The organism is Pseudomonas sp. B19(2017), from assembly GCF_002113165.1.
Classification (GTDB): domain Bacteria; phylum Pseudomonadota; class Gammaproteobacteria; order Pseudomonadales; family Pseudomonadaceae; genus Aquipseudomonas.
Window position 1 is genome coordinate 74,195 of record NZ_NEJR01000004.1, and the last position, 19,490, is coordinate 93,684.

The 19,490-nt window shown below is 62.1% G+C and carries 20 protein-coding genes; 16 read left to right on the forward strand and 4 right to left on the reverse strand.

Going from position 1 to position 19,490, the window contains the following annotated elements:
• Positions 1-19: 19 nt before the first annotated feature.
• On the reverse strand, positions 20-919 hold the full coding sequence (locus CAF70_RS07960; RefSeq protein ID WP_085623808.1) for a chemotaxis protein: 900 nt from the start codon (positions 917-919) through the stop codon (positions 20-22).
• Between the two features lie 199 nt (positions 920-1,118).
• Positions 1,119-2,672, reverse strand: coding sequence for a nitric oxide reductase transcriptional regulator NorR (gene norR / locus CAF70_RS07965; protein WP_085623809.1), 1,554 nt, complete (start codon positions 2,670-2,672; stop codon positions 1,119-1,121).
• Positions 2,673-2,826: 154 nt separating this feature from the next.
• Between norR and hmpA the strand changes: the two genes are divergently transcribed.
• The 15 genes from hmpA (at position 2,827) to CAF70_RS08045 (ending at position 16,262) form a co-directional block, all read left to right on the forward strand.
• Positions 2,827-4,005 carry an NO-inducible flavohemoprotein gene (hmpA, locus tag CAF70_RS07970; RefSeq protein ID WP_085623811.1) on the forward strand — a complete coding sequence of 393 codons (1,179 nt, stop codon included), beginning with the start codon at positions 2,827-2,829 and terminating at the stop codon, positions 4,003-4,005.
• A 462-nt stretch (positions 4,006-4,467) separates the two neighbouring features.
• Complete coding sequence (locus CAF70_RS07975) at positions 4,468-4,974, forward strand: disulfide bond formation protein B (protein WP_063911279.1); 507 nt, start codon at positions 4,468-4,470, stop codon at positions 4,972-4,974.
• 559 nt (positions 4,975-5,533) lie between these two features.
• Positions 5,534-6,478 carry a ubiquinol oxidase subunit II gene (gene cyoA / locus CAF70_RS07985; RefSeq protein WP_015268993.1) on the forward strand — a complete coding sequence of 315 codons (945 nt, stop codon included), beginning with the start codon at positions 5,534-5,536 and terminating at the stop codon, positions 6,476-6,478.
• Between the two features lie 3 nt (positions 6,479-6,481).
• Entirely contained in the window at positions 6,482-8,500 is a 2,019-nt protein-coding gene (cyoB, locus tag CAF70_RS07990; protein WP_063911280.1) for a cytochrome o ubiquinol oxidase subunit I, read from the forward strand.
• Positions 8,501-8,503: 3 nt separating this feature from the next.
• Positions 8,504-9,127: a cytochrome o ubiquinol oxidase subunit III gene (cyoC, locus tag CAF70_RS07995; RefSeq protein WP_025337745.1), complete on the forward strand. Its 624-nt coding sequence runs from the start codon at positions 8,504-8,506 to the stop codon at positions 9,125-9,127.
• Positions 9,127-9,459, forward strand: a complete 333-nt coding sequence (cyoD, locus tag CAF70_RS08000) for a cytochrome o ubiquinol oxidase subunit IV (RefSeq protein WP_003259128.1) — start codon at positions 9,127-9,129, stop codon at positions 9,457-9,459. Before cyoC ends, cyoD begins: the two co-directional genes overlap by 1 nt.
• A gap of 11 nt (positions 9,460-9,470) precedes the next feature.
• Positions 9,471-10,358 (forward strand): heme o synthase, encoded by an 888-nt coding sequence (cyoE, locus tag CAF70_RS08005; RefSeq protein WP_085623813.1) that lies wholly within the window; start codon positions 9,471-9,473, stop codon positions 10,356-10,358.
• A 339-nt stretch (positions 10,359-10,697) separates the two neighbouring features.
• Complete coding sequence (alaC, locus tag CAF70_RS08010; RefSeq protein ID WP_085623815.1) at positions 10,698-11,906, forward strand: alanine transaminase; 1,209 nt, start codon at positions 10,698-10,700, stop codon at positions 11,904-11,906.
• 215 nt (positions 11,907-12,121) lie between these two features.
• Positions 12,122-13,249 carry a hypothetical protein gene (locus tag CAF70_RS08015; protein WP_085623817.1) on the forward strand — a complete coding sequence of 376 codons (1,128 nt, stop codon included), beginning with the start codon at positions 12,122-12,124 and terminating at the stop codon, positions 13,247-13,249.
• Between the two features lie 126 nt (positions 13,250-13,375).
• Positions 13,376-13,759 (forward strand): YkgJ family cysteine cluster protein, encoded by a 384-nt coding sequence (locus tag CAF70_RS08020; protein WP_085623819.1) that lies wholly within the window; start codon positions 13,376-13,378, stop codon positions 13,757-13,759.
• Between the two features lie 392 nt (positions 13,760-14,151).
• Positions 14,152-14,298, forward strand: a complete 147-nt coding sequence (locus CAF70_RS27675) for a hypothetical protein (protein ID WP_178076364.1) — start codon at positions 14,152-14,154, stop codon at positions 14,296-14,298.
• Positions 14,295-14,546 (forward strand): DUF3077 domain-containing protein, encoded by a 252-nt coding sequence (locus tag CAF70_RS08030; RefSeq protein WP_085623821.1) that lies wholly within the window; start codon positions 14,295-14,297, stop codon positions 14,544-14,546. The genes CAF70_RS27675 and CAF70_RS08030 overlap by 4 nt, the downstream gene beginning before the upstream one ends.
• A gap of 193 nt (positions 14,547-14,739) precedes the next feature.
• Positions 14,740-15,303: a GNAT family N-acetyltransferase gene (locus CAF70_RS08035; RefSeq protein WP_085623823.1), complete on the forward strand. Its 564-nt coding sequence runs from the start codon at positions 14,740-14,742 to the stop codon at positions 15,301-15,303.
• Between the two features lie 12 nt (positions 15,304-15,315).
• Positions 15,316-15,855, forward strand: coding sequence for a hypothetical protein (locus CAF70_RS08040; RefSeq protein WP_085624220.1), 540 nt, complete (start codon positions 15,316-15,318; stop codon positions 15,853-15,855).
• A 20-nt stretch (positions 15,856-15,875) separates the two neighbouring features.
• Positions 15,876-16,262 (forward strand): lysozyme inhibitor LprI family protein, encoded by a 387-nt coding sequence (locus CAF70_RS08045; RefSeq protein WP_085623825.1) that lies wholly within the window; start codon positions 15,876-15,878, stop codon positions 16,260-16,262.
• Between the two features lie 89 nt (positions 16,263-16,351).
• Here the strand turns inward: CAF70_RS08045 and mnmH are convergent, their stop codons facing one another.
• Both mnmH and selD read right to left on the reverse strand, forming a co-directional pair.
• The gene (gene mnmH, locus CAF70_RS08050; RefSeq protein WP_085623827.1) at positions 16,352-17,464 is read right to left on the reverse strand and encodes a tRNA 2-selenouridine(34) synthase MnmH; all 1,113 of its coding nucleotides are present in this window, start codon (positions 17,462-17,464) and stop codon (positions 16,352-16,354) included.
• The gene (selD, locus tag CAF70_RS08055) at positions 17,464-18,498 is read right to left on the reverse strand and encodes a selenide, water dikinase SelD (RefSeq protein WP_085623829.1); all 1,035 of its coding nucleotides are present in this window, start codon (positions 18,496-18,498) and stop codon (positions 17,464-17,466) included. The genes mnmH and selD overlap by 1 nt, the downstream gene beginning before the upstream one ends.
• A gap of 126 nt (positions 18,499-18,624) precedes the next feature.
• Between selD and CAF70_RS08060 the strand changes: the two genes are divergently transcribed.
• Positions 18,625-19,479, forward strand: a complete 855-nt coding sequence (locus CAF70_RS08060; RefSeq protein WP_085623831.1) for a putative selenate ABC transporter substrate-binding protein — start codon at positions 18,625-18,627, stop codon at positions 19,477-19,479.
• Positions 19,480-19,490 lie beyond the last annotated feature (11 nt).

The window sequence follows — 19,490 nt, forward strand, 5'->3', positions numbered from 1 at the left end:
GAGTTTGTCTCCGAATATATCAGCGCTCGGCGAACCCCACGGCGCGCGCCGCCACCACCAGACAATCGGTCAGCTCCGGCGAGGAGAACTTGGTGAGGATGGCATTGGCTCCGGCCTGGGTCGCCTTTTCTCCGCTCATGGCGCTGTCCAGCGAGGTATGCAGCAGTATGTACAGGTGCTGGAAGTCGGGGGTTTCGCGCAGGGTGCGGGTGAAGGCGTAGCCGTCCATTTCGCTCATTTCGATGTCGGAAACGACCACGTTGATTTCCTGCGCGGTGCCTTGCAGTTCCAGCAACACGATGATGGCGTCCTTGGCGCTGCGCGCGGTGTGGCATTCGATGCCGAGGTTGCGCAGGGTGTGCACTGACTGCTGCAGGGCCACCAGGCTATCGTCCACCACCAGGATGTTGGCGGCGGCCAGCAGGCTGATGTCTTCGTCGTTCAGGGTGTGGTGAGACGGCTCGGGCACCGGGGGAGCGATGGCGTGGATGACTTTTTCGATGTCCAGTACTTGCACCAGGGTGTTGTCGACCCGGGTTACGCCGGTGATGAACGAGCGGTTGCCCGAGCCGTAGGGTGGTGGTTTGATGTCGGTGCTCAGGCAATGCACGATGCGGCTGACCGCCTGCACATGCAGGCCCTGGCGCGAGCGGCTGATCTCGGTGACGATCAGGCAGCCACCATCCGGATCGGCCAGCGGCCGTTCACCGATGGCGCGGGACAGGTCGATGACTGACAGCGAGTTGCCGCGCAGGGTCGCCACGCCTTTCACGTGGGGGTGCGATTCGGGCAGTTTGGTCAGCGCTGGGCAGGGGATGATCTCGCTGACCTTGAGCAGGTTGATTGCCATCAACTTGCCGCTGCGCAGGGTGAACAGCAGCAGGGACAGCGAGTCCGCGCGAGCATTTTGCGTGGCCATGGTGACCTTCATGGGGAACAGGGGATAACCGGTTATCGGCCTGTTTGGGTCGGGCTTTAGTCATTTTGCACAGTGCCAGGGAATGCGTGGGCCCCTGTGGGAGCGGGCGCGCCCGCGAAGGCTTCGACGCGCTGCATGGCACCGGCTCTGCCGGTGTTCGCGGGCGCGCCCGCTCCCACAGGGGCGCCGCCGTTTCAGCTCAGCGCAGGCCCAGCCGACGGGCGAGGCGGCTAAGGTTGGCGCGGTCCAGCCCCAGCTCCCGGGCAGCCGCTGCCCAGTTTTCTTCGTGCCGCTGCAGGCAGGCCTCGATAATCTGGCGCTGGTAGTCGTCGACGGCTTCGCGCAGCCCTCCTTCGCATAGCGGTGCCGCCGGCAAGGGCGCGGCAGGGGAGGGCGGGGTGCCGGGCGTTGTCGTTGCGCGCAGGTCCAGGTCGACGGCCGCCAGGGTGAGGATGCGGGGCCGGTCGGCATGTTGGCCCAGTGCCTTGAGCGCCGAGCGACCGATCAGGTGCTCCAGTTCACGCACGTTGCCCGGCCAGTCGTAGGCCAGCAGCGCGGCTTGGGCCTCGCTGCTCAGGCGCAGGCTGTTCAGCCCCAGGCGCGAACGGTTCTGTTCGAGGAAGTAGCCGGCCAACAGCAGCACATCTCGCCCACGCTCGCGCAACGGTGGCACATGCAGTGGGTACACGCTGAGGCGGTGATAGAAGTCGGCGCGGAAGTTGCCAGTGCGTACTTCTGCTGCCAGGTCGCGGTTGGTGGCGGCGATCAGGCGCACATCCACCCGGTGTTCACGGTCCGAGCCCAGGCGCTGCAACTGGCCGCTCTGCAGTACGCGCAAGAGCTTGGCCTGCACCGCCAACGGCAGTTCACCCACTTCGTCGAGGAACAGTGTGCCGCCATTGGCCAGCTCGAACTTGCCGCGGCGCTCGCCATGGGCACCGGTGAAGGCGCCGCGCACATGGCCGAACAGTTCGCTTTCCACCAGGGTGTCAGGCAGGGCGGCACAGTTGAGGCTGACCAATGGTTTGTCGGCGCGGTTGCTGGCCTGGTGCAAGGCCTGGGCCACCAACTCCTTGCCGACGCCGGTCTCACCGGTGATCAGCACGGTCAGGTCGCTGCCACCGACCAGGCGGATTTCCTCCACCAGGCGCTTGTGTGCAGGGCTCTGGCCAATCAGCTCCCGGTCCTGGCCGCTGGCCTGGCGGTAGATCTCCGCGCGGCGGTGTTCGTCTTCCGCGCGCAGGGCCAGGTGTTCGATGCGCTCGGCCACGGTGACCGTGGCAGCGGCCAGGCTGGCGAAGGCCTGCAGGGCGCCCAGCTCCAGGCTCTGGAACTGCCCCGGGGTGAGGGCGTCGAGGGTTACCAGGCCCCAAGGGCGCTCGTCGACCATCAACGGGCAGCCCATGCAATCATGGACTTCCAGGTTGGCATCAGGGGCGTTGACCAGGCCGTCGTAAGGGTCGGGCAGCCCGGAATCGCTGGCGAAGCGGGTGGGTTCCGGGCTGCTGAGCAGGATCTGGAAACGTGGGTGCTCGCTGACCCGGAAGCGCCGGCCCAAGGTATCGGGGCTCAGGCCGTCCACTGCCAGCGGCACCAGCCACTCGCCGTCCAGGCGCAGCAGCGCCGCGGCATCGCAGGGCAGCAACCCACGCATGGCCTGCAGCAGGCGGCGATAGCGTTCCTGGTCGGGCAGGTCGCGGGACAGGTCGCTGACCAGCGGCAGCAGGGTGGTGAGCAGCGGTTTTGTGGTCATATGGACTCCGGTTAGTCGATTTGACTATACGTCGAGGTGGGTCGTTTTGACATGACCTGTGTCAAACCCCTGATTTTGCTGGTGATAAAAGTTGGCACGATTGCTGTAACAGCCGGGGCAGTCATTTGAAGCCACAGGCTCAGGAGTTGTTGCAATGCTCAATGCCGAACAACGTGCAATCATCAAGGCCACCGTTCCCCTGCTGGAAAGCGGCGGTGAAGCGCTGACCACCCACTTCTACAAGATGATGCTCAGCGAGTACCCGCAAGTGCGCCCGCTGTTCAACCAGGCCCACCAGGCCAGCGGTGACCAGCCCCGTGCCCTGGCCAACGGCGTGCTGATGTATGCCCGCCACATCGACCAGCTGGAGCAGCTGGGCGGCCTGGTCGGCCAGATCATCAACAAGCACGTTGCCTTGCAGATTCTGCCGGAGCACTACCCGATCGTCGGCAGCTGCCTGCTGCGTGCCATCGAAGAAGTGCTGGGCAAGGAAATCGCTACCCCCGCCGTGATCGACGCCTGGGGGGCAGCTTATGGTCAGCTGGCCGACATTCTTATCGGCGCGGAAGAGAACCTTTATAAACAGAAGGAAGAAGCCGAAGGCGGCTGGCGCGGTACCCGCGAGTTCCGCCTGGTACGCCGTGAACAGGAAAGCAGCGAAATCGTTTCGTTCTACTTTGCTCCAGTGGACGGCAAGCCGGTGCTCAAGGCCGAGCCTGGCCAGTACATCGGCCTGAAGCTGGACATCGACGGCGCCGAGCAGCGCCGCAACTATTCCCTGTCGGCACTGTGCGACGGCAAGGAATACCGCATCAGCGTCAAGCGCGAGGCGGGTGGCAAGGTCTCCAACTACCTGCACGACGTACTGGCGCTGGGCGATACCCTGCAACTGTTCCCGCCGGCTGGCGATTTCACCCTGGCGGCGAGCGACAAGCCGCTGGTGCTGATCAGCGGTGGCGTGGGCATCACCCCGACCCTGCCAATGCTGCAGGCGGCACTGCAAACCCAGCGTGAGGTGCATTTCATCCACTGCGCGCGCAACGGCGCCGTGCATGCCTTCCGCGACTGGATCGACGAGCTGGCCGCGCGTCATCCGCGGCTCAAGCGCTTTTACTGCTACGCCGAACCGCAGGGGGGCGCCGCTGCCGATGCCGTCGGCCTGCTGAGCGAAGATCTGCTGGCCGAGTGGCTGCCGCAGGCGCGTGATGTGGATGCCTACTTCCTCGGGCCCAAGGGCTTCATGGCGGCGGTCAAGCGCCAGCTGAAGGGCCTGGGTGTGCCAGAGCAGCAGAGCCGCTACGAGTTCTTCGGGCCGGCGGCTGCGCTGGAGTGATGTAGCGCCTGCACTGGCCTCTTCGCGGGCTTGCCCGCTCCCACAGGGATTGCACAAGCTTCAAACCTTGTGGGGTACTTGTGGGAGCGGGCAGGCCCGCGAAGAGGCCGGTACAGGTTTACAGAGCCTTCATCCCAGCCGCTGGGCGCACCACACCTTCCTGCCTATATATAAAGGAGAGATGAAAGCGACTGTGCAGCTTTCATCTTTAATCCTCCTTTAATCACGGTATCCTTCACTCCCGGGTGTCGAGGGGCTTGCTCCTGCGCGGCACCCGGCAGCCGCTTTTTTTTGCCGCCCGGCGTTGAACCGACGTCGTTGCGGCCGGTCTCAGCCACACCGGATAGCCCTGCGCAGCGCTATCACGCCGCTTCCTCGACACGCTCAAAGGCCCTGCCCAGCGTGTAGACTTGCGCCCAGGCAGGCGGACCACGCTGCCACTATCCATCGAAGGAACCGGCAATGAACGAACAAACATCGCGCCTGAATCGGGAACGGCGCTTTCTGGTGCTGTTGGGCCTGATCTGCATTTCGCTGATCGGCGGCGCCCTCTACATGCAGATCGTCCTGGGCGAGGCTCCCTGCCCGTTGTGCATCCTGCAGCGTTATGCGCTGCTGTTCATCGCCGTGTTCGCCTTCATTGCCGCGGCGATGCCCGGGCGCCGCAGCCTGACCTTCTTCGAGGCACTGGTGGTGCTCAGCGCCATTGGCGGAATCGTTGCGGCCGGCAACCATGTGTATATACTCGCCAACCCCATGGTCAGTTGCGGCATCGACACCCTGCAGCCGATCGTGGACGATCTCCCGCTGGCCAAGCTCTGGCCGCTGGTGTTCCAGGTCGACGGCTTCTGCAGCACGCCGTACCCACCGATCCTCGGGTTGTCGCTGGCTCAATGGGCGTTGGTGGCGTTTGTCCTGACGGCCGTGCTGGTTCCGCTCGGTATCTATCGCAACCGACGCAGGGCTTAGACAAAAGTCCCGAATTGCATGGGGTCTTTTGCACCGCATGAGAAGAGGGAAAATTTGCTCCCCGCTTGATCCAGATCAACCCGGAGGCCTTGCAGAATGCGGCTTTGGGGCCTAGCAAGCGGGGTGCGACAAACTGTCGCGAAGTTGAATTTTCGAGCAGTATTGTTACGGATTCTGTAAAAGACTGTTGCTCAATAAGTCATAGTCAAGGGTTGGCGACCTATCTACAATCGCCCCCAATTTCCGTTCGGCACTGCTTGCAAGTCGCAGGATTGAAGGAAGCCCCAGCGCTCCTTTTTGCTGACTTCGTCAAGTTTCGCCCAACGGCGATACCGGGCGGACCCCCCTCCGCGTTTTCCCGCACCAAATGGACTTGGTCTGAAGTACAGGCCTGTTGCCTACGAAACCATAAGCACCGCTAACTCGCTTCACGCCTAGGTCCTGCAGTCGGACCCCGGGCAGGAGCGAGTACGGGCGCGAAATGCCGCACTTGGCAGGACGAAGTGTTGGCTACCAAAACACAAATTGCATTGAAGCAAGCTGATCTAGAGGTCGTGAGATGAGTAAAAAGCGTTACCCCAGACTGTTTGGCATATTGCCCTTTTTAGGCATGCTTTTACTCAGTGGGTGCAACTGGACCCTGCTCGACCCGAAGGGCCAGGTCGGCATTGAGCAAAAGAACCTGATCCTGATCGCTACCGGCCTGATGCTGCTGGTGGTGATTCCGGTCATCATCATGACCGTGGTTTTCGCCTGGAAGTACCGTGCTTCCAACAAGGCCGCCACCTACACCCCAGACTGGTCGCACTCGACCAAGATCGAAGCCGCGGTGTGGATCATCCCGATCCTGATCATCATCGCCCTGGGCTACTTCACCTACCACTCCACCCACAAGCTGGACCCGTACCGTCCGCTGGATTCCGACGTGAAGCCAGTGCAGATCGACGTGGTCGCACTGGACTGGAAGTGGCTGTTCATCTACCCGGAGCAGGGCATTGCCACGGTCAACAAGATCGTCTTCCCGGCTAACACCCCGGTCAACTTCCGCGTCACTTCCGACGCCGTGATGAACTCGTTCTTCATCCCGGGCCTGGGCGGCCAGATCTACGCCATGGCCGGCATGACCACCAAGCTGCACCTGATCGCCAACGAAAACGGCGAGTTCGACGGTATCAGCGCCAACTACAGCGGTGCTGGCTTCACCGGCATGAAATTCAAGGCTACTGCCACCTCCCAGGAAGACTTCGACAAGTGGGTCGCCGAGGTCAAGCAGTCGCCGAAGAAGCTGGACAAGGCCGAATACGACGCCTTGGCCAAACCAAGCGAAAACAACCCGGTCGCGCTGTACAGCGAGGCTTCGCCTGACCAGTTCCAGCTGATCGTCGACAAGTACGAAGGCATGAACCGCGGTCGTCCGAGCCACGAAGAAGCAGGCAGCAAAGATCTGGCCACTACCAAGGGTGTGGAATCGAGTATGCAACCAGCTGCCGGTGCAGAGGAGTAAGAGATGTTCGGTAAACTAAGCCTGGAGGCGATACCCTATCACGAGCCGATAGTCATGGTGACACTTGCCATGATTGCGCTCGGTGGTATCGCTGTCGTCGGTGCTATCACCTACTTCCGCAAGTGGACCTACTTGTGGACCGAGTGGTTGACGACTGTCGACCACAAGAAAATCGGGGTGATGTACATCATCGTCGCGATGGTCATGCTGCTGCGCGGCTTTGCCGACGCCATCATGATGCGTACCCAGCTGGCTGCCGCTACCGGTGGCTCCGAAGGCTACCTGCCGCCTGAACACTATGACCAGATCTTCACCGCTCACGGTGTGATCATGATCATCTTCATGGCGATGCCGTTCTTCACCGGCCTGATGAACCTGGCGGTTCCTCTGCAGATCGGTGCACGTGACGTTGCCTTCCCGTTCCTGAACTCCCTGAGCTTCTACCTGCTGCTGGCAGGCGTGCTGCTGGTCAACATCTCGCTGGGCGTTGGTGAATTCGCCAAGACCGGCTGGGTTGCCTATCCGCCGCTCGCGGGCATTCAGTACAGCCCTGGGGTGGGTGTCGACTACTACATCTGGGCGCTACAGCTATCCGGACTGGGTACGACGCTGACCGGCGTGAACTTCCTCGTCACCGTGATGAAGATGCGCGCACCTGGCATGAAGCTGATGGACATGCCGATCTTCACCTGGACCTGCACCTGGGCCAACGTGCTGATCGTGGCTTCGTTCCCGATCCTGACCGCTGCACTCGCTCTGCTGACTGTTGACCGTTATCTGGACTTCCACATCTTCACCAACGAGCTTGGTGGGAACCCGATGATGTACGTCAACCTGTTCTGGGCGTGGGGTCACCCTGAGGTGTACATCCTGATCCTGCCGGCCTTCGGTGTGTTCTCGGAAGTCACTTCTACCTTCTCCGGCAAGCGTCTGTTCGGCCACCACTCGATGATCTACGCATCGGGCGCCATCGCCGTGCTGGGCTTCGCTGTATGGCTGCACCACTTCTTCACCATGGGTGCCGGCGCCAGCGTCAACACCTTCTTCGGCCTGGCGACGATGCTGATCTCCATTCCGACCGGTGTGAAGCTGTTCAACTGGCTGTTCACCATCTACCAGGGCCGTCTGCGCTTCACCGCGCCGATCATGTGGACCCTGGGCTTCATGATCACCTTCTCCATCGGTGGCATGACTGGCGTTCTGCTGGCTGTACCAGGGGCTGACTTCGTACTGCACAACAGCCTGTTCGTAATTGCTCACTTCCACAACGTGATCATCGGTGGTGCGGTATTCGGCTACATCGCCGGCTTCGCCTACTGGTTCCCGAAAGCCTTCGGTTTCACCCTGAACGAGAAGTGGGGCAAAGCTGCCTTCTGGTTCTGGATCTCGGGCTTCTACGTAGCGTTCATGCCGCTGTACGCCCTGGGCTTCATGGGCATGACCCGTCGTCTGAACCACTCCGACAACCCACTGTGGGAACCCTACCTGTACGTAGCCGTTGTCGGCGCCGTGCTGATCCTGTTCGGTATCGCCTGCCAGCTGATCCAGCTGTACGTATCGGTTCGCGACCGCAACCAGAACCTGGACGTGACCGGCGACCCATGGGGCGGCCGTACCCTGGAATGGTCGACTTCGTCGCCACCTCCGTTCTACAACTTCGCCCACATGCCTGAGAAGGTTGGCCTGGATGCCTGGCACGAAGCCAAGGAAGCCGGCGTTGCCTACAAGCCTGCGGCCAAGTACGAAGCGATCCACATGCCGAGCAACACCTCTACCGGTTTGTTCATGGGCCTGTTCCTGACCGTCTTCGGCTTCGCCTTCATCTGGCACATCTGGTGGCTGGTTGGCGCGAGCCTGGTTGCAACCATCGCTGTCTTCGTTCGCCACGCTGCGCGTGACGACCAGGGCTACATGGTTCCGGCCGAAGAAGTGGCGCGCATCGAAGGCGAGCGCATGAAAGCGCTGGCCAAAGCAGGTGCTCTGCCTGCCGGCGCACGTGTCGAATCGTTTGAGCGGGTGTAATCAATGTCCAGTCAAGTAATGCACGGTGCTGCTCATGGTCACGACCATGGGCATGACGACCACCACCACGACTCGGGCCAGATGACCGTACTTGGTTTCTGGCTGTACCTGATGACCGACTGCATCCTGTTTGCGTCGCTCTTCGCCACCTACGCGGTGCTGTCCGGCAGTTTTGCCGGCGGCCCGTCGGGTCATGACATTTTCCAGCTCGATTTCGTAGCTGTTGAAACGCTGTTCCTGCTGCTGTCCTCGATCACCTTCGGCTTCGCCATGCTGAAGATGTTCGATGGCAAGAAAGCGGGCGTACTGGGCTGGTTGGCTGTGACCTTCCTGTTCGGTGCAGGCTTCATCGCGATGGAAATCTACGAATTCCATCACCTGATCGCCGAGGGCTTCGGCCCGCAGCGCAGTGGCTTCCTGTCGGGCTTCTTCGCCCTGGTAGGCACCCACGGTCTGCACGTGACCGCCGGCCTGATCTGGATGGCAATCATGATGTACCAGATCAACAAGCACGGCATCACGCCGACCGCCAAGACCCGCATGAGCTGCCTGAGCCTGTTCTGGCACTTCCTGGACGTGGTCTGGATCTGCGTATTCACCGTCGTCTACCTGCTGGGAGTTCTGTAATGGCTAACGCACACGACACTCATCACGAAGGTAACCACGGCAGCGTCAAGTCGTACATGATCGGCTTCATCCTGTCGATCATCCTGACTGCGATCCCGTTCGGCCTGGCCATGTCGCCAAGCCTGCCGAAGAACCTGACCGTTCTGATCATTGTTGCCATGGCCGTGATCCAGGTAGTCGTACACCTCGTGTACTTCCTGCACATGGACCGCTCGAAAGAGCAACGCAACAACGTTTCGACGTTCCTGTTCACCACTCTGGTGATCGCTCTGCTTGTCGGCCTGTCGCTGTGGATCATGTTCAGCATCCACTTCGAAATGTTGGCCAAGTGAGGTAAGACTGCATGTCCGTTAAGCACTTTATCCAAATCACCAAACCGGGGATCATTTTCGGTAACGTGCTTTCCGTGGCAGGCGGTTTCTTCCTTGCCTCGAAGGGCCATGTGGATTTCGCCCTGTTCCTGGCGGTGGTGATCGGTACTTCGCTGGTGGTAGCGTCCGGATGCGTGTTCAACAACTGCATCGACCGTGACATCGACCACAAGATGGAGCGCACCAAGAACCGCGTCATGGTCCAGGGCGGCATGTCGCTGCCCCTCGCGCTGACCTACGCCACCCTGCTCGGGGTGGCGGGTTTCAGCCTGCTGTATGTCCAGGCCAACCCGCTGTCGGCGTTCTGTGCGCTGATCGGCTTCATCGTCTACGTCGGTTTCTACAGCCTGTGGCTGAAGCGTAAATCGGTGCACGGCACCTTGGTCGGCAGCCTGTCTGGTGCCATGCCTCCGGTGATCGGCTATTGCGCCGTCAGCAACAGCTTCGACCTGGCTGCGGTTACCCTGCTGGTGATGTTCAGCCTGTGGCAGATGCCGCACAGCTTCGCCATCGCCATCTTCCGCTTCAAGGATTACAGCGCTGCCAACATTCCGGTCCTGCCGGTGGCACGTGGTGTCCTCGCGGCGAAGAAGCAGATCGTGCTGTACGTGCTGGCCTTCGTGCTCGCGACCCTGATGCTTACCCTCGGCGGATACGCCGGCCTCGGCTACCTGGCCGTGGCAGCAGCCATGGGCCTGTACTGGCTGTACATGGCCTGGGGTGGCTACAAGGCCGAGGACGACAGCAAGTGGGCCCGCAAGGTGTTCGGCTTCTCCATCCTCACCGTTACCGCCCTGAGCGTGATGATGGGCGTGGATAGCCAGACTGCTGCGGATGTGCTGATGACATACGCACGCTGAAATAGCTGCCTGTTTCACGAAAACCCCGGCCTCTGCGCCGGGGTTTTTTTATGGGTGTTTTTCCTGTGCCGGCCCTTTCGCGGGCTTGCCCGCTCCCACAGGTACGGCGCAAGTCTCAGGGGGCTGTGGGTAACCCTGTGGGAGCGGGCAAGCCCGCGAAGAGGCCAGCGCAGGAAAGCATAAATCCCAAATTTTCAAAAAATACATCTGAAAAGATATAACAAAACAGGAAATTGTCCTTTACAGGCATCCTGTTTCGGCACTATCTTCTGATCCAGGCCGCCACATCGGCCAGCGTCGCTCGGACGGTTCCGGGCGCTTACGTACTCAGAGGAAGCCATGGCCAACCCAGGTTCGCCGCGCCGCTTTGCGCGCATCGATCGTCTCCCCCCTTACGTCTTCAACATCACTGCCGAGCTCAAGATGGCTGCCCGCCGCCGTGGCGAGGACATCATCGACCTGAGCATGGGCAACCCCGATGGCGCCACCCCGCCGCACATCGTCGAGAAGCTGGTGCAGGTCGCCCAGCGTGAAGACACCCACGGCTATTCCACCTCGCGCGGCATCCCGCGCCTGCGCCGGGCCATATCCAACTGGTACAAGGAACGCTATGAGGTCGACATCGACCCGGAAAGCGAAGCCATTGTCACCATCGGCTCGAAAGAGGGCCTGGCCCACCTGATGCTGGCCACTCTCGATCAGGGCGACACGGTGCTGGTGCCCAACCCCAGCTACCCGATCCATATCTACGGGGCGGTGATCGCCGGTGCCCAGGTGCGTTCGGTACCGCTGGTGCCGGGTGTGGACTTCTTCAACGAGCTCGAGCGGGCCATCCGCGAGTCGATCCCCAAGCCGAAGATGATGATTCTTGGCTTCCCGTCCAACCCCACCGCCCAATGCGTGGAGCTGGACTTCTTCGAGCGTGTGGTGGCTTTGGCCAAGCAATACAACGTGCTGGTGGTGCATGACCTGGCCTACGCCGACATCGTCTACGACGGCTGGAAAGCCCCGTCGATCATGCAGGTGCCAGGGGCCAAGGACATTGCGGTGGAGTTTTTCACCCTCTCCAAGAGCTATAACATGGCTGGCTGGCGAATCGGCTTCATGGTCGGCAACCCCGAGCTGGTCAGCGCCCTGGCGCGGATCAAGAGCTACCACGACTACGGCACCTTCACCCCGCTGCAGGTGGCTGCCATTGCAGCCCTGGAAGGCGATCAGCAGTGCGTGCGCGACATTGCCGAGCAGTACCGCCAGCGCCGCAACCTGCTGGTGAAAGGGCTGCACGAGCTGGGCTGGATGGTCGAGAACCCCAAGGCCTCGATGTACGTCTGGGCGAAGATCCCGCCGGAGTATGCGCACCTGGGTTCGTTGGAGTTTTCCAAGAAGCTGCTGGCCGAGGCCAAGGTATGCGTCTCGCCGGGGATCGGCTTTGGTGATTATGGTGATGACCATGTGCGCTTTGCCCTGATCGAGAACCAGGACCGAATTCGCCAGGCCATTCGCGGGATTCGGCAGATGTTCCGGGCTGACGGGTTGGCCCGCAAGTAAGGCCATTGGGGCCGCTTTGCGGCCCATCGCCGGCAAGCCAGCTCCCACAGGTACTGCACAAGGTTCTGGTCCTGTGGGGACCTTGTGGGAGCTGGCTTGCCGGCGATGGGCTGCAAAGCAGCCCCCTACGGACTCAAAGGCGAGCTTTCCGCCTGCATCTCACCCATCTGCCTACCTATCTTCAGCACTCATTTCTCACCAAAGAGATTCCCCCAATGAGTGTCTTCACCGCCTACTTCTGCGGCACCGGCTCGCACCGCTTCGACGATGCCAACCCCAACTTCTGGAATGGCGAACTGGTCTCGACCCTGGCCAGCAACGACCAGGGCCGCGAGTTCGCCCACTGGATCGCCGTGGACGGCCCCGGCAGCGGCAACCTCCAGGACGACCACCTGTTCGTCGAGCCCGGCGGCTACTTCAACTGGACCGGTCAGTTGTTCGGCCGCGGCTGGGAAGAAAACGTCAACCATGTGCTGCAAGTGATCAAGGGTGAAAGCAGCTGGCGGCGCACCAAGCTGAGCGAGGAAGAATACCAGCGCCTGAAGGCCGCTGGCGTACCCATTCCGGATGTGTCTTCCGTTGCCTCCTGGTTCTGGCGTACCTACGACTACGGTGATCGCCATCCAACGCCACAGGAATTGCAGGAGCGCATCATCAGTATGTTCCGCAAGCCGCGCTTGCCAACCCAGGTGAACCTGGTGGGCTGGAGCAGGGGAGGGATCAGTTGCCACATGCTGGCAAACGCCATGGCAAAGGACCCTGTGTTGCGGGGCATCCCGGTGAACATCTTTGCCATCGACCCGGTGCCGGGCGTCGGCAATGTTCAAGTCGAGCGCGTAATGCTGGCTGATAACGTCAAAGAGTATGTAGGTTTCTACTCGCGGGATGAGCGCTCCAAGGGTTTTGCTTGCGTGATTCCGATAGTTGCAAGCAATACTCGGATATGTGTCTACCCGATGCCAGGCAGGCATGCCACGTTGGTGGGTAATGCCTCGGTGGATGGTGCGGGCGACGGCAAGGTGCTGGTGGAGCCGGGGTTGATTGTTCGCCATTTTGCCGAGGTCTGCCTGACCCGCTGGGGTGTGCAACTGGACAAGCGCCTGGCCTTGGGCGACAGCCAGCTGATGAAGTATCACCAGCTCATGGCGGCGGCTGAGCAGCAGTATCAGGCCATGCGCAGTGCGTCCTATACCCTGCTCACCGAGGGCGAAAAGCACGACCGGCTGGTGCACTGCGGCGAAGCCCGCACCTACTTCAGCAAGGTGCAGGGTGGCGAGTACGACCCGAGCGCAGGCCTGGCTTTGCAGCGTTGGGATGCTGCGACTTACAAGGCCATCTGCTAGCCGTAACGGGCGGCCGGATCAGCGGCAGATTTTTTTGCATTGCCCCTCTATCCAGCCGCCCCCGCTTGGACTGAAAATGGCGCCGCGGGCCAGCCCCGATAACAACAACCTTCCCTCCGTGCCATCATGTCCGAATATAACCCTTGCCTTGACTGCGGCGCCTGCTGCGGGTACTTCCGTGTGTCCTTCTTCTGGGGCGAATGCCAGTCTGCCGGGGGCGTTGTGCCGGACGACCTGGTGGTACAGATCAACCCCACCCGCGTTGCCATGATCGGCACCGATGCCAAGCCCTGCCGCTGTGTCAGCCTTGCTGGCGAGATCGGCAAAGAGGTGGCTTGTACCATTTATGCCAACCGTTCCAGCCCCTGCCGCGAGTTCGAGGCGTCGTGGGTGGGTGGGGTGCATAACCCCAGCTGCGACGATGCGCGGGCGGCGTATGGGCTGCCACCGCTGACCCCGCCAGAGGCCAACGAGCCGCATTGGCCGGATGATGGGGCTGAGGTGGCCTGAAGCATCCAGGTTGCCTGTGATGGCCTCTTCGCGGGCACGCCCGCTCCCACAGGTACTGCACAGGGTTCAAATACTGTGCGGTCCCTGTGGGAGCGGGCGTGCCCGCGAAGAGGCCATCAGCTGTAAGAAGATTCTGAACCTGAAACCAAATGCTTCAGGTTGCCAGGGATTAGGAATTATCCTACGACCTCAGTCGGATGCCGTCTGATAGGCAAGTACATACCTCAGAGATAGCGTTTCAGCGTCGTCGCAACTGGCGACCGGGTGTGAGAAGCCCGAAGTTTGGGGTTGCCTCTGAGACTACTTCCGAGATGACTATGACTAACCTCGTACCTGATCCATCTGTTACAGACCTTACCTACCAAGCCGCCAAGTCCCAGGCCACCCAGGTCATGGACAACCTCTCCGGCACCATTATCCAATACCTCGGCGCCGAAGCCCCAGCCCTGCGTTCCAGCCTGCTGGAAGCGATGTCAGCCCAAACCGACCTGCTACAAGCCCTGCTAGCCCACATGAAAGCGCAGGAGGCCAAGGCATGAGCGACCACCTCAAATCCCGCACCACCGCCGGCGTGGAAAAATTCCTTGAGCTGTACCGGGTAGAGCCCGGCGTCCCGCTCGATCTCGCATTCGATGAATTGTCGGTGCTGATCGGCTGCATCAAGCACCTGAACGAAGAGGCCGAGATGGAGGGCGACAAGATCGCCGGCAGCGCGGCGCGGATTCTCAGTGCCATGGCCAAGGCGCTGATAAATGACATGGAACTGGGGTTGAATCGCGACGCCTGAGCGATTTCCGGGGCCGCTCTGCGCCCCATCGCCGGCAAGCCGGCTCCCACAGGTACAGTGCAAGGCTCCAGGCTTGTGGTAAACCTGTGGGAGCTGGCTTGCCGGCGATGGGCTGCGTAGCAGCCCCAGGATGCCGGAACCGTGCGCATGCCGTTAAACTGTCATCTCCCCAGCAATGGACAGGAGATCCGGCGTGACCCCACCCCGTAGTTTCCCCAGTGACCTCTGCCTCGACAGCCCGCGTCTGCAATTGCGCCCCATGCGCCACGCCGATGCTGCCCAATGGCTGGCGATCATGGCCGATCCCGAGGTCATGCGTTACTGGCACCATGCCCCCTGGCAAGACCTGGCCGAAGCCGAAAGCGCCCTGGCCGCCGACCGCGAAGCCTATGCCAATGGCGACCAGCTCAAGCTCGGCATGTACCGCCGCGACAACGGCGAACTGATCGGCATGGTCCAGCTGTTCAACATCGACGATGTGTCCCGCCGTGGTGAGATCGGCTACTGCCTGGCCAGCGCAGTGCAGGGCAGGGGGTACATGGACGAAGCCTTGACCTGTTTCATCGATTACCTCGCCCACACCTTGCACATGCGTCGCCTGGAAGGCGAAATCGACCCGCGCAACCAAGGGTCGGCACGCACCCTGGAGCGCCAGGGTTTTGTGCTGGAAGGTACCCTGCGTGCGCGTTGGTGCGTTGGCGGCGAGTTATCCGATTCGGGTCTCTATGGCCTTCTGCTAGAGCCGCCGGTTGCCTAGGAAATGACCCCCTTGCCTGTTTTCTACCTGAGCATCAGCCTGCTGCTGTACCTGCTCGCCCTGTTCTTCGATGGCGCGCTGATGAGCGGCGAGCGCTACATGCCGGCCCTGCAGATGCTGCTGTACGGGCCTTGGGGCATGCCCTTCGGCTTGTACCAGTGGTTTGCCAACCCGCTGCTGGCCCTGGCCATCCTTGGCCATCGGCGGTTTCGCCGGCTGGCGTTGCTGGCTGGCTTGGCGGCGACGTACCTGGCGGCCAGCAGCTTCGGCATCACTCGCTTGCCGGATAACCAGACCTATGAGTTCCATGACCTGAGCGGTTTCGGGGCTGGCTTCTACCTGTGGCTGGCGGCGATGGTGGTGTTCTGCCTGGGCCAGGCCTGGCATTGCTGGAAGGCCCGCAGTGCCAACGACATGCCGGGCTGGAGCTGGCTCGACGTGGCGTTGATTGCGGCGTTGGGTGTGGCGCTTTATACGGCTACGCAGATGCCATCGCTGCGCTTCGAGCCGGGCAAGGTGCTGATGCCGCCTGAGCAGCCGCAGACGCTGTGATGCCCACAAGGAGGGTTTACATGATCAAGCAATACCTGACGGGCCTGGGACTGGCCTGTGTGCTGCCGTTGGCGGTGGCTGACGACCATACGGCGGCCTACGGCCAGTGCATGGACAAGGCCTCCAGCACCGTGGCCATGAGCGAGTGCATCGGGGCCGAGACGCAAGTGCAGGATCAGCGCTTGAACCGGGTGTACAAGCAACTGATGGCCAAGCTGGATGCCGGGCAGCAGAAGAGCCTGCGCGATGTGCAGCGTAAATGGCTGGCCTACCGCGATGGCAATTGCCAGTTCCATGTGCAGGCCAGTGGCGGGACCATGGCGCAGCTGGAAGGTGGCACCTGCCTGATGGACATGACCGGCGACCGCGCGGCGGAACTGGAACGGGTGCTTAGCCCGGGGCAGTGAGTTGTCTGTACTGGCCTCTTCGCGGGTAAACCCGCTCCCACAGGTACCGTGCAGTCTTCGGGCTCATGCGATACCCGTGGGAGCTCGCTTTATTTGCGCGGTTGGCGCAGCGCCCGGGCCTTGAGGTACTCGCGCACTTCCACGGCATCCCCGGCAAACTCGATGCGCTCTGCCTTGGCAGCGCGCTGGTAGGCGTACATCGGGTCGTAATACTCGTTCAGCAACCCTTCGATCCAGCCCCGATGCAAGTCCACCGCACCACTGCGCAGCTGCTCGTCCAGCGCCTCGCGCAGGATCTCCGACAAGCGCTGATGACGCTCGCCGCCCAGGCGTTTGTAGATATTGGCCATGCTCTGCAACATGCGTTCGGCAAACAGCCGGCGGCCATCCTCCTCGCCATGCACGCTGACGAACTCGGCGCTCAGGGTGACCACGTAGTCACGCAGGATGCGCTCCACGCGGTTGGCGAAGCTGTCTTCCAGCCACACCAGCGGATACTGCTGCATGCCCTGGTACAGCGCCAGCGGCACCGTGCAACTGCCGACGATGCGGCCTTCATCCTCCAGCACGAACTGTTCGATGCCACGGGCGCGCTTCTTCAGCACGTCGATGGCCAGCTGGTTCTCGAAGTCGATCTGCGCCGGCTGCGCGGTGGCGCGCTTGCCGAAGCTGGAACCGCGATGGTTGGCATGGCCTTCCAGGTCCAGCACGTTATCCAGCTGGTGCAGCACATCGGTCTTGCCGGTGCCAGTCAGGCCCCCCACCAGCACGAAATCGCATTGCCCCACTGCCTGCTCGGTGGTTTCCAGCAGAAAGGTACGCATGGCCTTGTAGCCACCTTTGACGCGCGGGTACTGGATGCCCGCCTCATCGCGCAACCAGCCCTGCACGATCTGCGAGCGCAGGCCACCACGGAAGCAGTACAGGTAGCCTTCCGGGTGAGCCTTGGCGAACGCTGCCCAGGCCTCCAGGCGTGCCTGCCTGGTGGCGCCGCTGACCAGTTGATGGCCAAGGGCGATAGCGGCAGCCTGGCCCTGCTGCTTGTAGCAGGTGCCGACCCTCTGCCGCTCCTGGTCGTTCATCAGCGGCAGGTTGACGGCACCGGGAAAGGCGCCCTTGGCAAATTCGACAGGTGCGCGCATGTCCATCATCGGCACGTCGTCGAGGAACAGCTGGCGGAAATCGGTGCAGTCGGGGCGCATCAGATCACCTCGACCGCGTGGCTCTGTCGCTCGACCAGCTTGCCGATCGGCGCCAGTTGCAGGCCCAGTTCGGCGGCCACCGCCAGGAACTCGGCTTCACCTTCCGGGGCAACTGCCACCAGCAGGCCGCCGCTGGTTTGCGGGTCACACAGCAAGTGCTTCTGGTCGTCGCTCAGGGCGCCGATCTTGTGGCCGTAGCTGTCGAAATTGCGCAGGGTGCCGCCGGGGATGCAGCCCTCGGCCAGGTAGTGGTCGACGCTGGGCAGGCGCGGTACGGCGGCGTAGTCCAGGTGCGCGGTGAGGCCGCTGCCTTCGGCCAGTTCCACCAGGTGGCCGAGCAGACCGAAACCGGTGACGTCGGTCATGGCCTTGACCCCGTCGAGCTTGCCGAAGCGGCTGCCGGGGGTGTTGAGGGTGCACATCCAGTCGCGGGCCAGGCCCTGGTCCTGCTCGCGCAGCTTGGCCTTCTTCTCGGCGGTGGTGAGGATGCCGATGCCCAGTGGCTTGGTCAGGTACAGGCGGCAGCCTGCGCTGGCGGTATCGTTGCGCTTGAGGTGGCGCTTGCTGACCACGCCGGTGACGGCCAGGCCGAAGATCGGCTCGGGGGCGTCGATCGAGTGGCCGCCGGCCAGCGGAATACCGGCCTCGGCGCACACCGCACGGCCACCGCGGATCACTTCGCGGGCCACTTCCGGCGGCAGCACGTTGACCGGCCAGCCGAGGATGGCAATGGCCATCAGCGGGTCGCCGCCCATGGCGTAGATGTCACTGATGGCATTGGTGGCGGCGATACGGCCGAAGTCATACGGGTCATCGACGATCGGCATGAAGAAGTCGGTGGTCGAGACCACACCACGCTCGTCGTCCAGCGCATACACGGCTGCGTCGTCACGCGAGGCGTTGCCGACCCACAGTTTCGGGTCCAGGGCCTGGGTGCCGCTTTCGGCGAGGATCACGTCCAGCACCTTGGGGGAGATCTTGCAGCCACAGCCGGCACCATGGCTGTACTGGGTCAGGCGAATCGGCTCGCTCATGTGTACCTCGGCAGGTCAATTTGTTGCGCGATTGTAGCAAAGCTGGCCTTTGAGCCTGCGCCTCTTATAATTCCCGTTGTCGGCGCAAAGGCCGGCCTTTCCCCGCTATTGAACCGGAGAACACCCATGCTCAAACGCCCCCTGGCGCTCGCCGCCGGCCTCGTGCTGTCTTGCTGTGCCGTTGTCGTCCAGGCCGCTGAAACCCTGCGGGTCAGCGCCATCCCGGACGAAGCGCCGACCGAACTGCAGCGCAAGTTCAAGCCGCTGGGCGAGTACCTGGCCAGGCAGTTGGGCATGGAAGTGAAGTTCGTACCCGTGGCCGATTACCCGGCAGTGGTCGAGTCGCTGGCCTCCGGTCGCCTCGATCTGGCCTGGCTGGGAGGCTTCACCTTCGTCCAGGTGCACCTGAAGGACCCGACCGCCACGCCGCTGGTGCAGCGTGAACAGGACGCGCAGTTCACCTCCAAGTTCATCACCGCCAACCCCGATGTGAAGAGCCTGGCCGACCTCAAGGGCAAATCGTTCGCCTTCGGTTCCATCTCGTCCACCTCGGGCAGCCTGATGCCGCGTTACTTCATGCTCAAGCAGGACAACATCAAGCCTGAAGACTACTTCAGCCGCGTTGCCTACTCCGGCGCCCACGATGCCACCGTGGCCTGGGTGCAGGCCGGCAAGGTCGATGGCGGCGTGCTCAACGCCAGCGTGTGGCAGAAGCTGGTGGATGCCGGCAAGGTCGATACCGCCAAAGTGAAGGTGTTCGCCACCACCCCGACCTACTTCGACTACAACTGGACCGTGCGTGGCAACATGGACCCGGCGCTGAAAGAGAAGATCAAGAAAGCCTTCCTCGACCTTGACCCGGCCAACCCGGAGCACAAGGCGATCCTCGACCTGCAGGCCGCCAGCCGCTTCATCGAGACCAAACCTGAGAACTACGTGGGCACCGAACAGGCTGCACGCGAGGCCGGCCTGCTCAAGTGACATCGACAGTG

Excerpts from the sequence above, each read along its gene's own strand:
- cyoD (WP_003259128.1), top strand. The coding sequence starts at position 9,127 with ATGGCTAACGCACACGACACTCATCACGAAGGTAACCACGGCAGCGTC.
- cyoA (WP_015268993.1), top strand. The coding sequence starts at position 5,534 with ATGAGTAAAAAGCGTTACCCCAGACTGTTTGGCATATTGCCCTTTTTA.
- CAF70_RS08060 (WP_085623831.1), top strand. The coding sequence starts at position 18,625 with ATGCTCAAACGCCCCCTGGCGCTCGCCGCCGGCCTCGTGCTGTCTTGC.
- mnmH (WP_085623827.1), bottom strand. The coding sequence starts at position 17,464 with ATGCGCCCCGACTGCACCGATTTCCGCCAGCTGTTCCTCGACGACGTG.
- cyoB (WP_063911280.1), top strand. The coding sequence starts at position 6,482 with ATGTTCGGTAAACTAAGCCTGGAGGCGATACCCTATCACGAGCCGATA.
- selD (WP_085623829.1), bottom strand. The coding sequence starts at position 18,498 with ATGAGCGAGCCGATTCGCCTGACCCAGTACAGCCATGGTGCCGGCTGT.
- CAF70_RS08030 (WP_085623821.1), top strand. The coding sequence starts at position 14,295 with ATGAGCGACCACCTCAAATCCCGCACCACCGCCGGCGTGGAAAAATTC.
- CAF70_RS07975 (WP_063911279.1), top strand. The coding sequence starts at position 4,468 with ATGAACGAACAAACATCGCGCCTGAATCGGGAACGGCGCTTTCTGGTG.
- CAF70_RS08020 (WP_085623819.1), top strand. The coding sequence starts at position 13,376 with ATGTCCGAATATAACCCTTGCCTTGACTGCGGCGCCTGCTGCGGGTAC.
- hmpA (WP_085623811.1), top strand. The coding sequence starts at position 2,827 with ATGCTCAATGCCGAACAACGTGCAATCATCAAGGCCACCGTTCCCCTG.
- cyoE (WP_085623813.1), top strand. The coding sequence starts at position 9,471 with ATGTCCGTTAAGCACTTTATCCAAATCACCAAACCGGGGATCATTTTC.
- norR (WP_085623809.1), bottom strand. The coding sequence starts at position 2,672 with ATGACCACAAAACCGCTGCTCACCACCCTGCTGCCGCTGGTCAGCGAC.
- CAF70_RS27675 (WP_178076364.1), top strand. The coding sequence starts at position 14,152 with ATGGACAACCTCTCCGGCACCATTATCCAATACCTCGGCGCCGAAGCC.
- cyoC (WP_025337745.1), top strand. The coding sequence starts at position 8,504 with ATGTCCAGTCAAGTAATGCACGGTGCTGCTCATGGTCACGACCATGGG.
- CAF70_RS08015 (WP_085623817.1), top strand. The coding sequence starts at position 12,122 with ATGAGTGTCTTCACCGCCTACTTCTGCGGCACCGGCTCGCACCGCTTC.
- alaC (WP_085623815.1), top strand. The coding sequence starts at position 10,698 with ATGGCCAACCCAGGTTCGCCGCGCCGCTTTGCGCGCATCGATCGTCTC.
- CAF70_RS08045 (WP_085623825.1), top strand. The coding sequence starts at position 15,876 with ATGATCAAGCAATACCTGACGGGCCTGGGACTGGCCTGTGTGCTGCCG.
- CAF70_RS07960 (WP_085623808.1), bottom strand. The coding sequence starts at position 919 with ATGGCCACGCAAAATGCTCGCGCGGACTCGCTGTCCCTGCTGCTGTTC.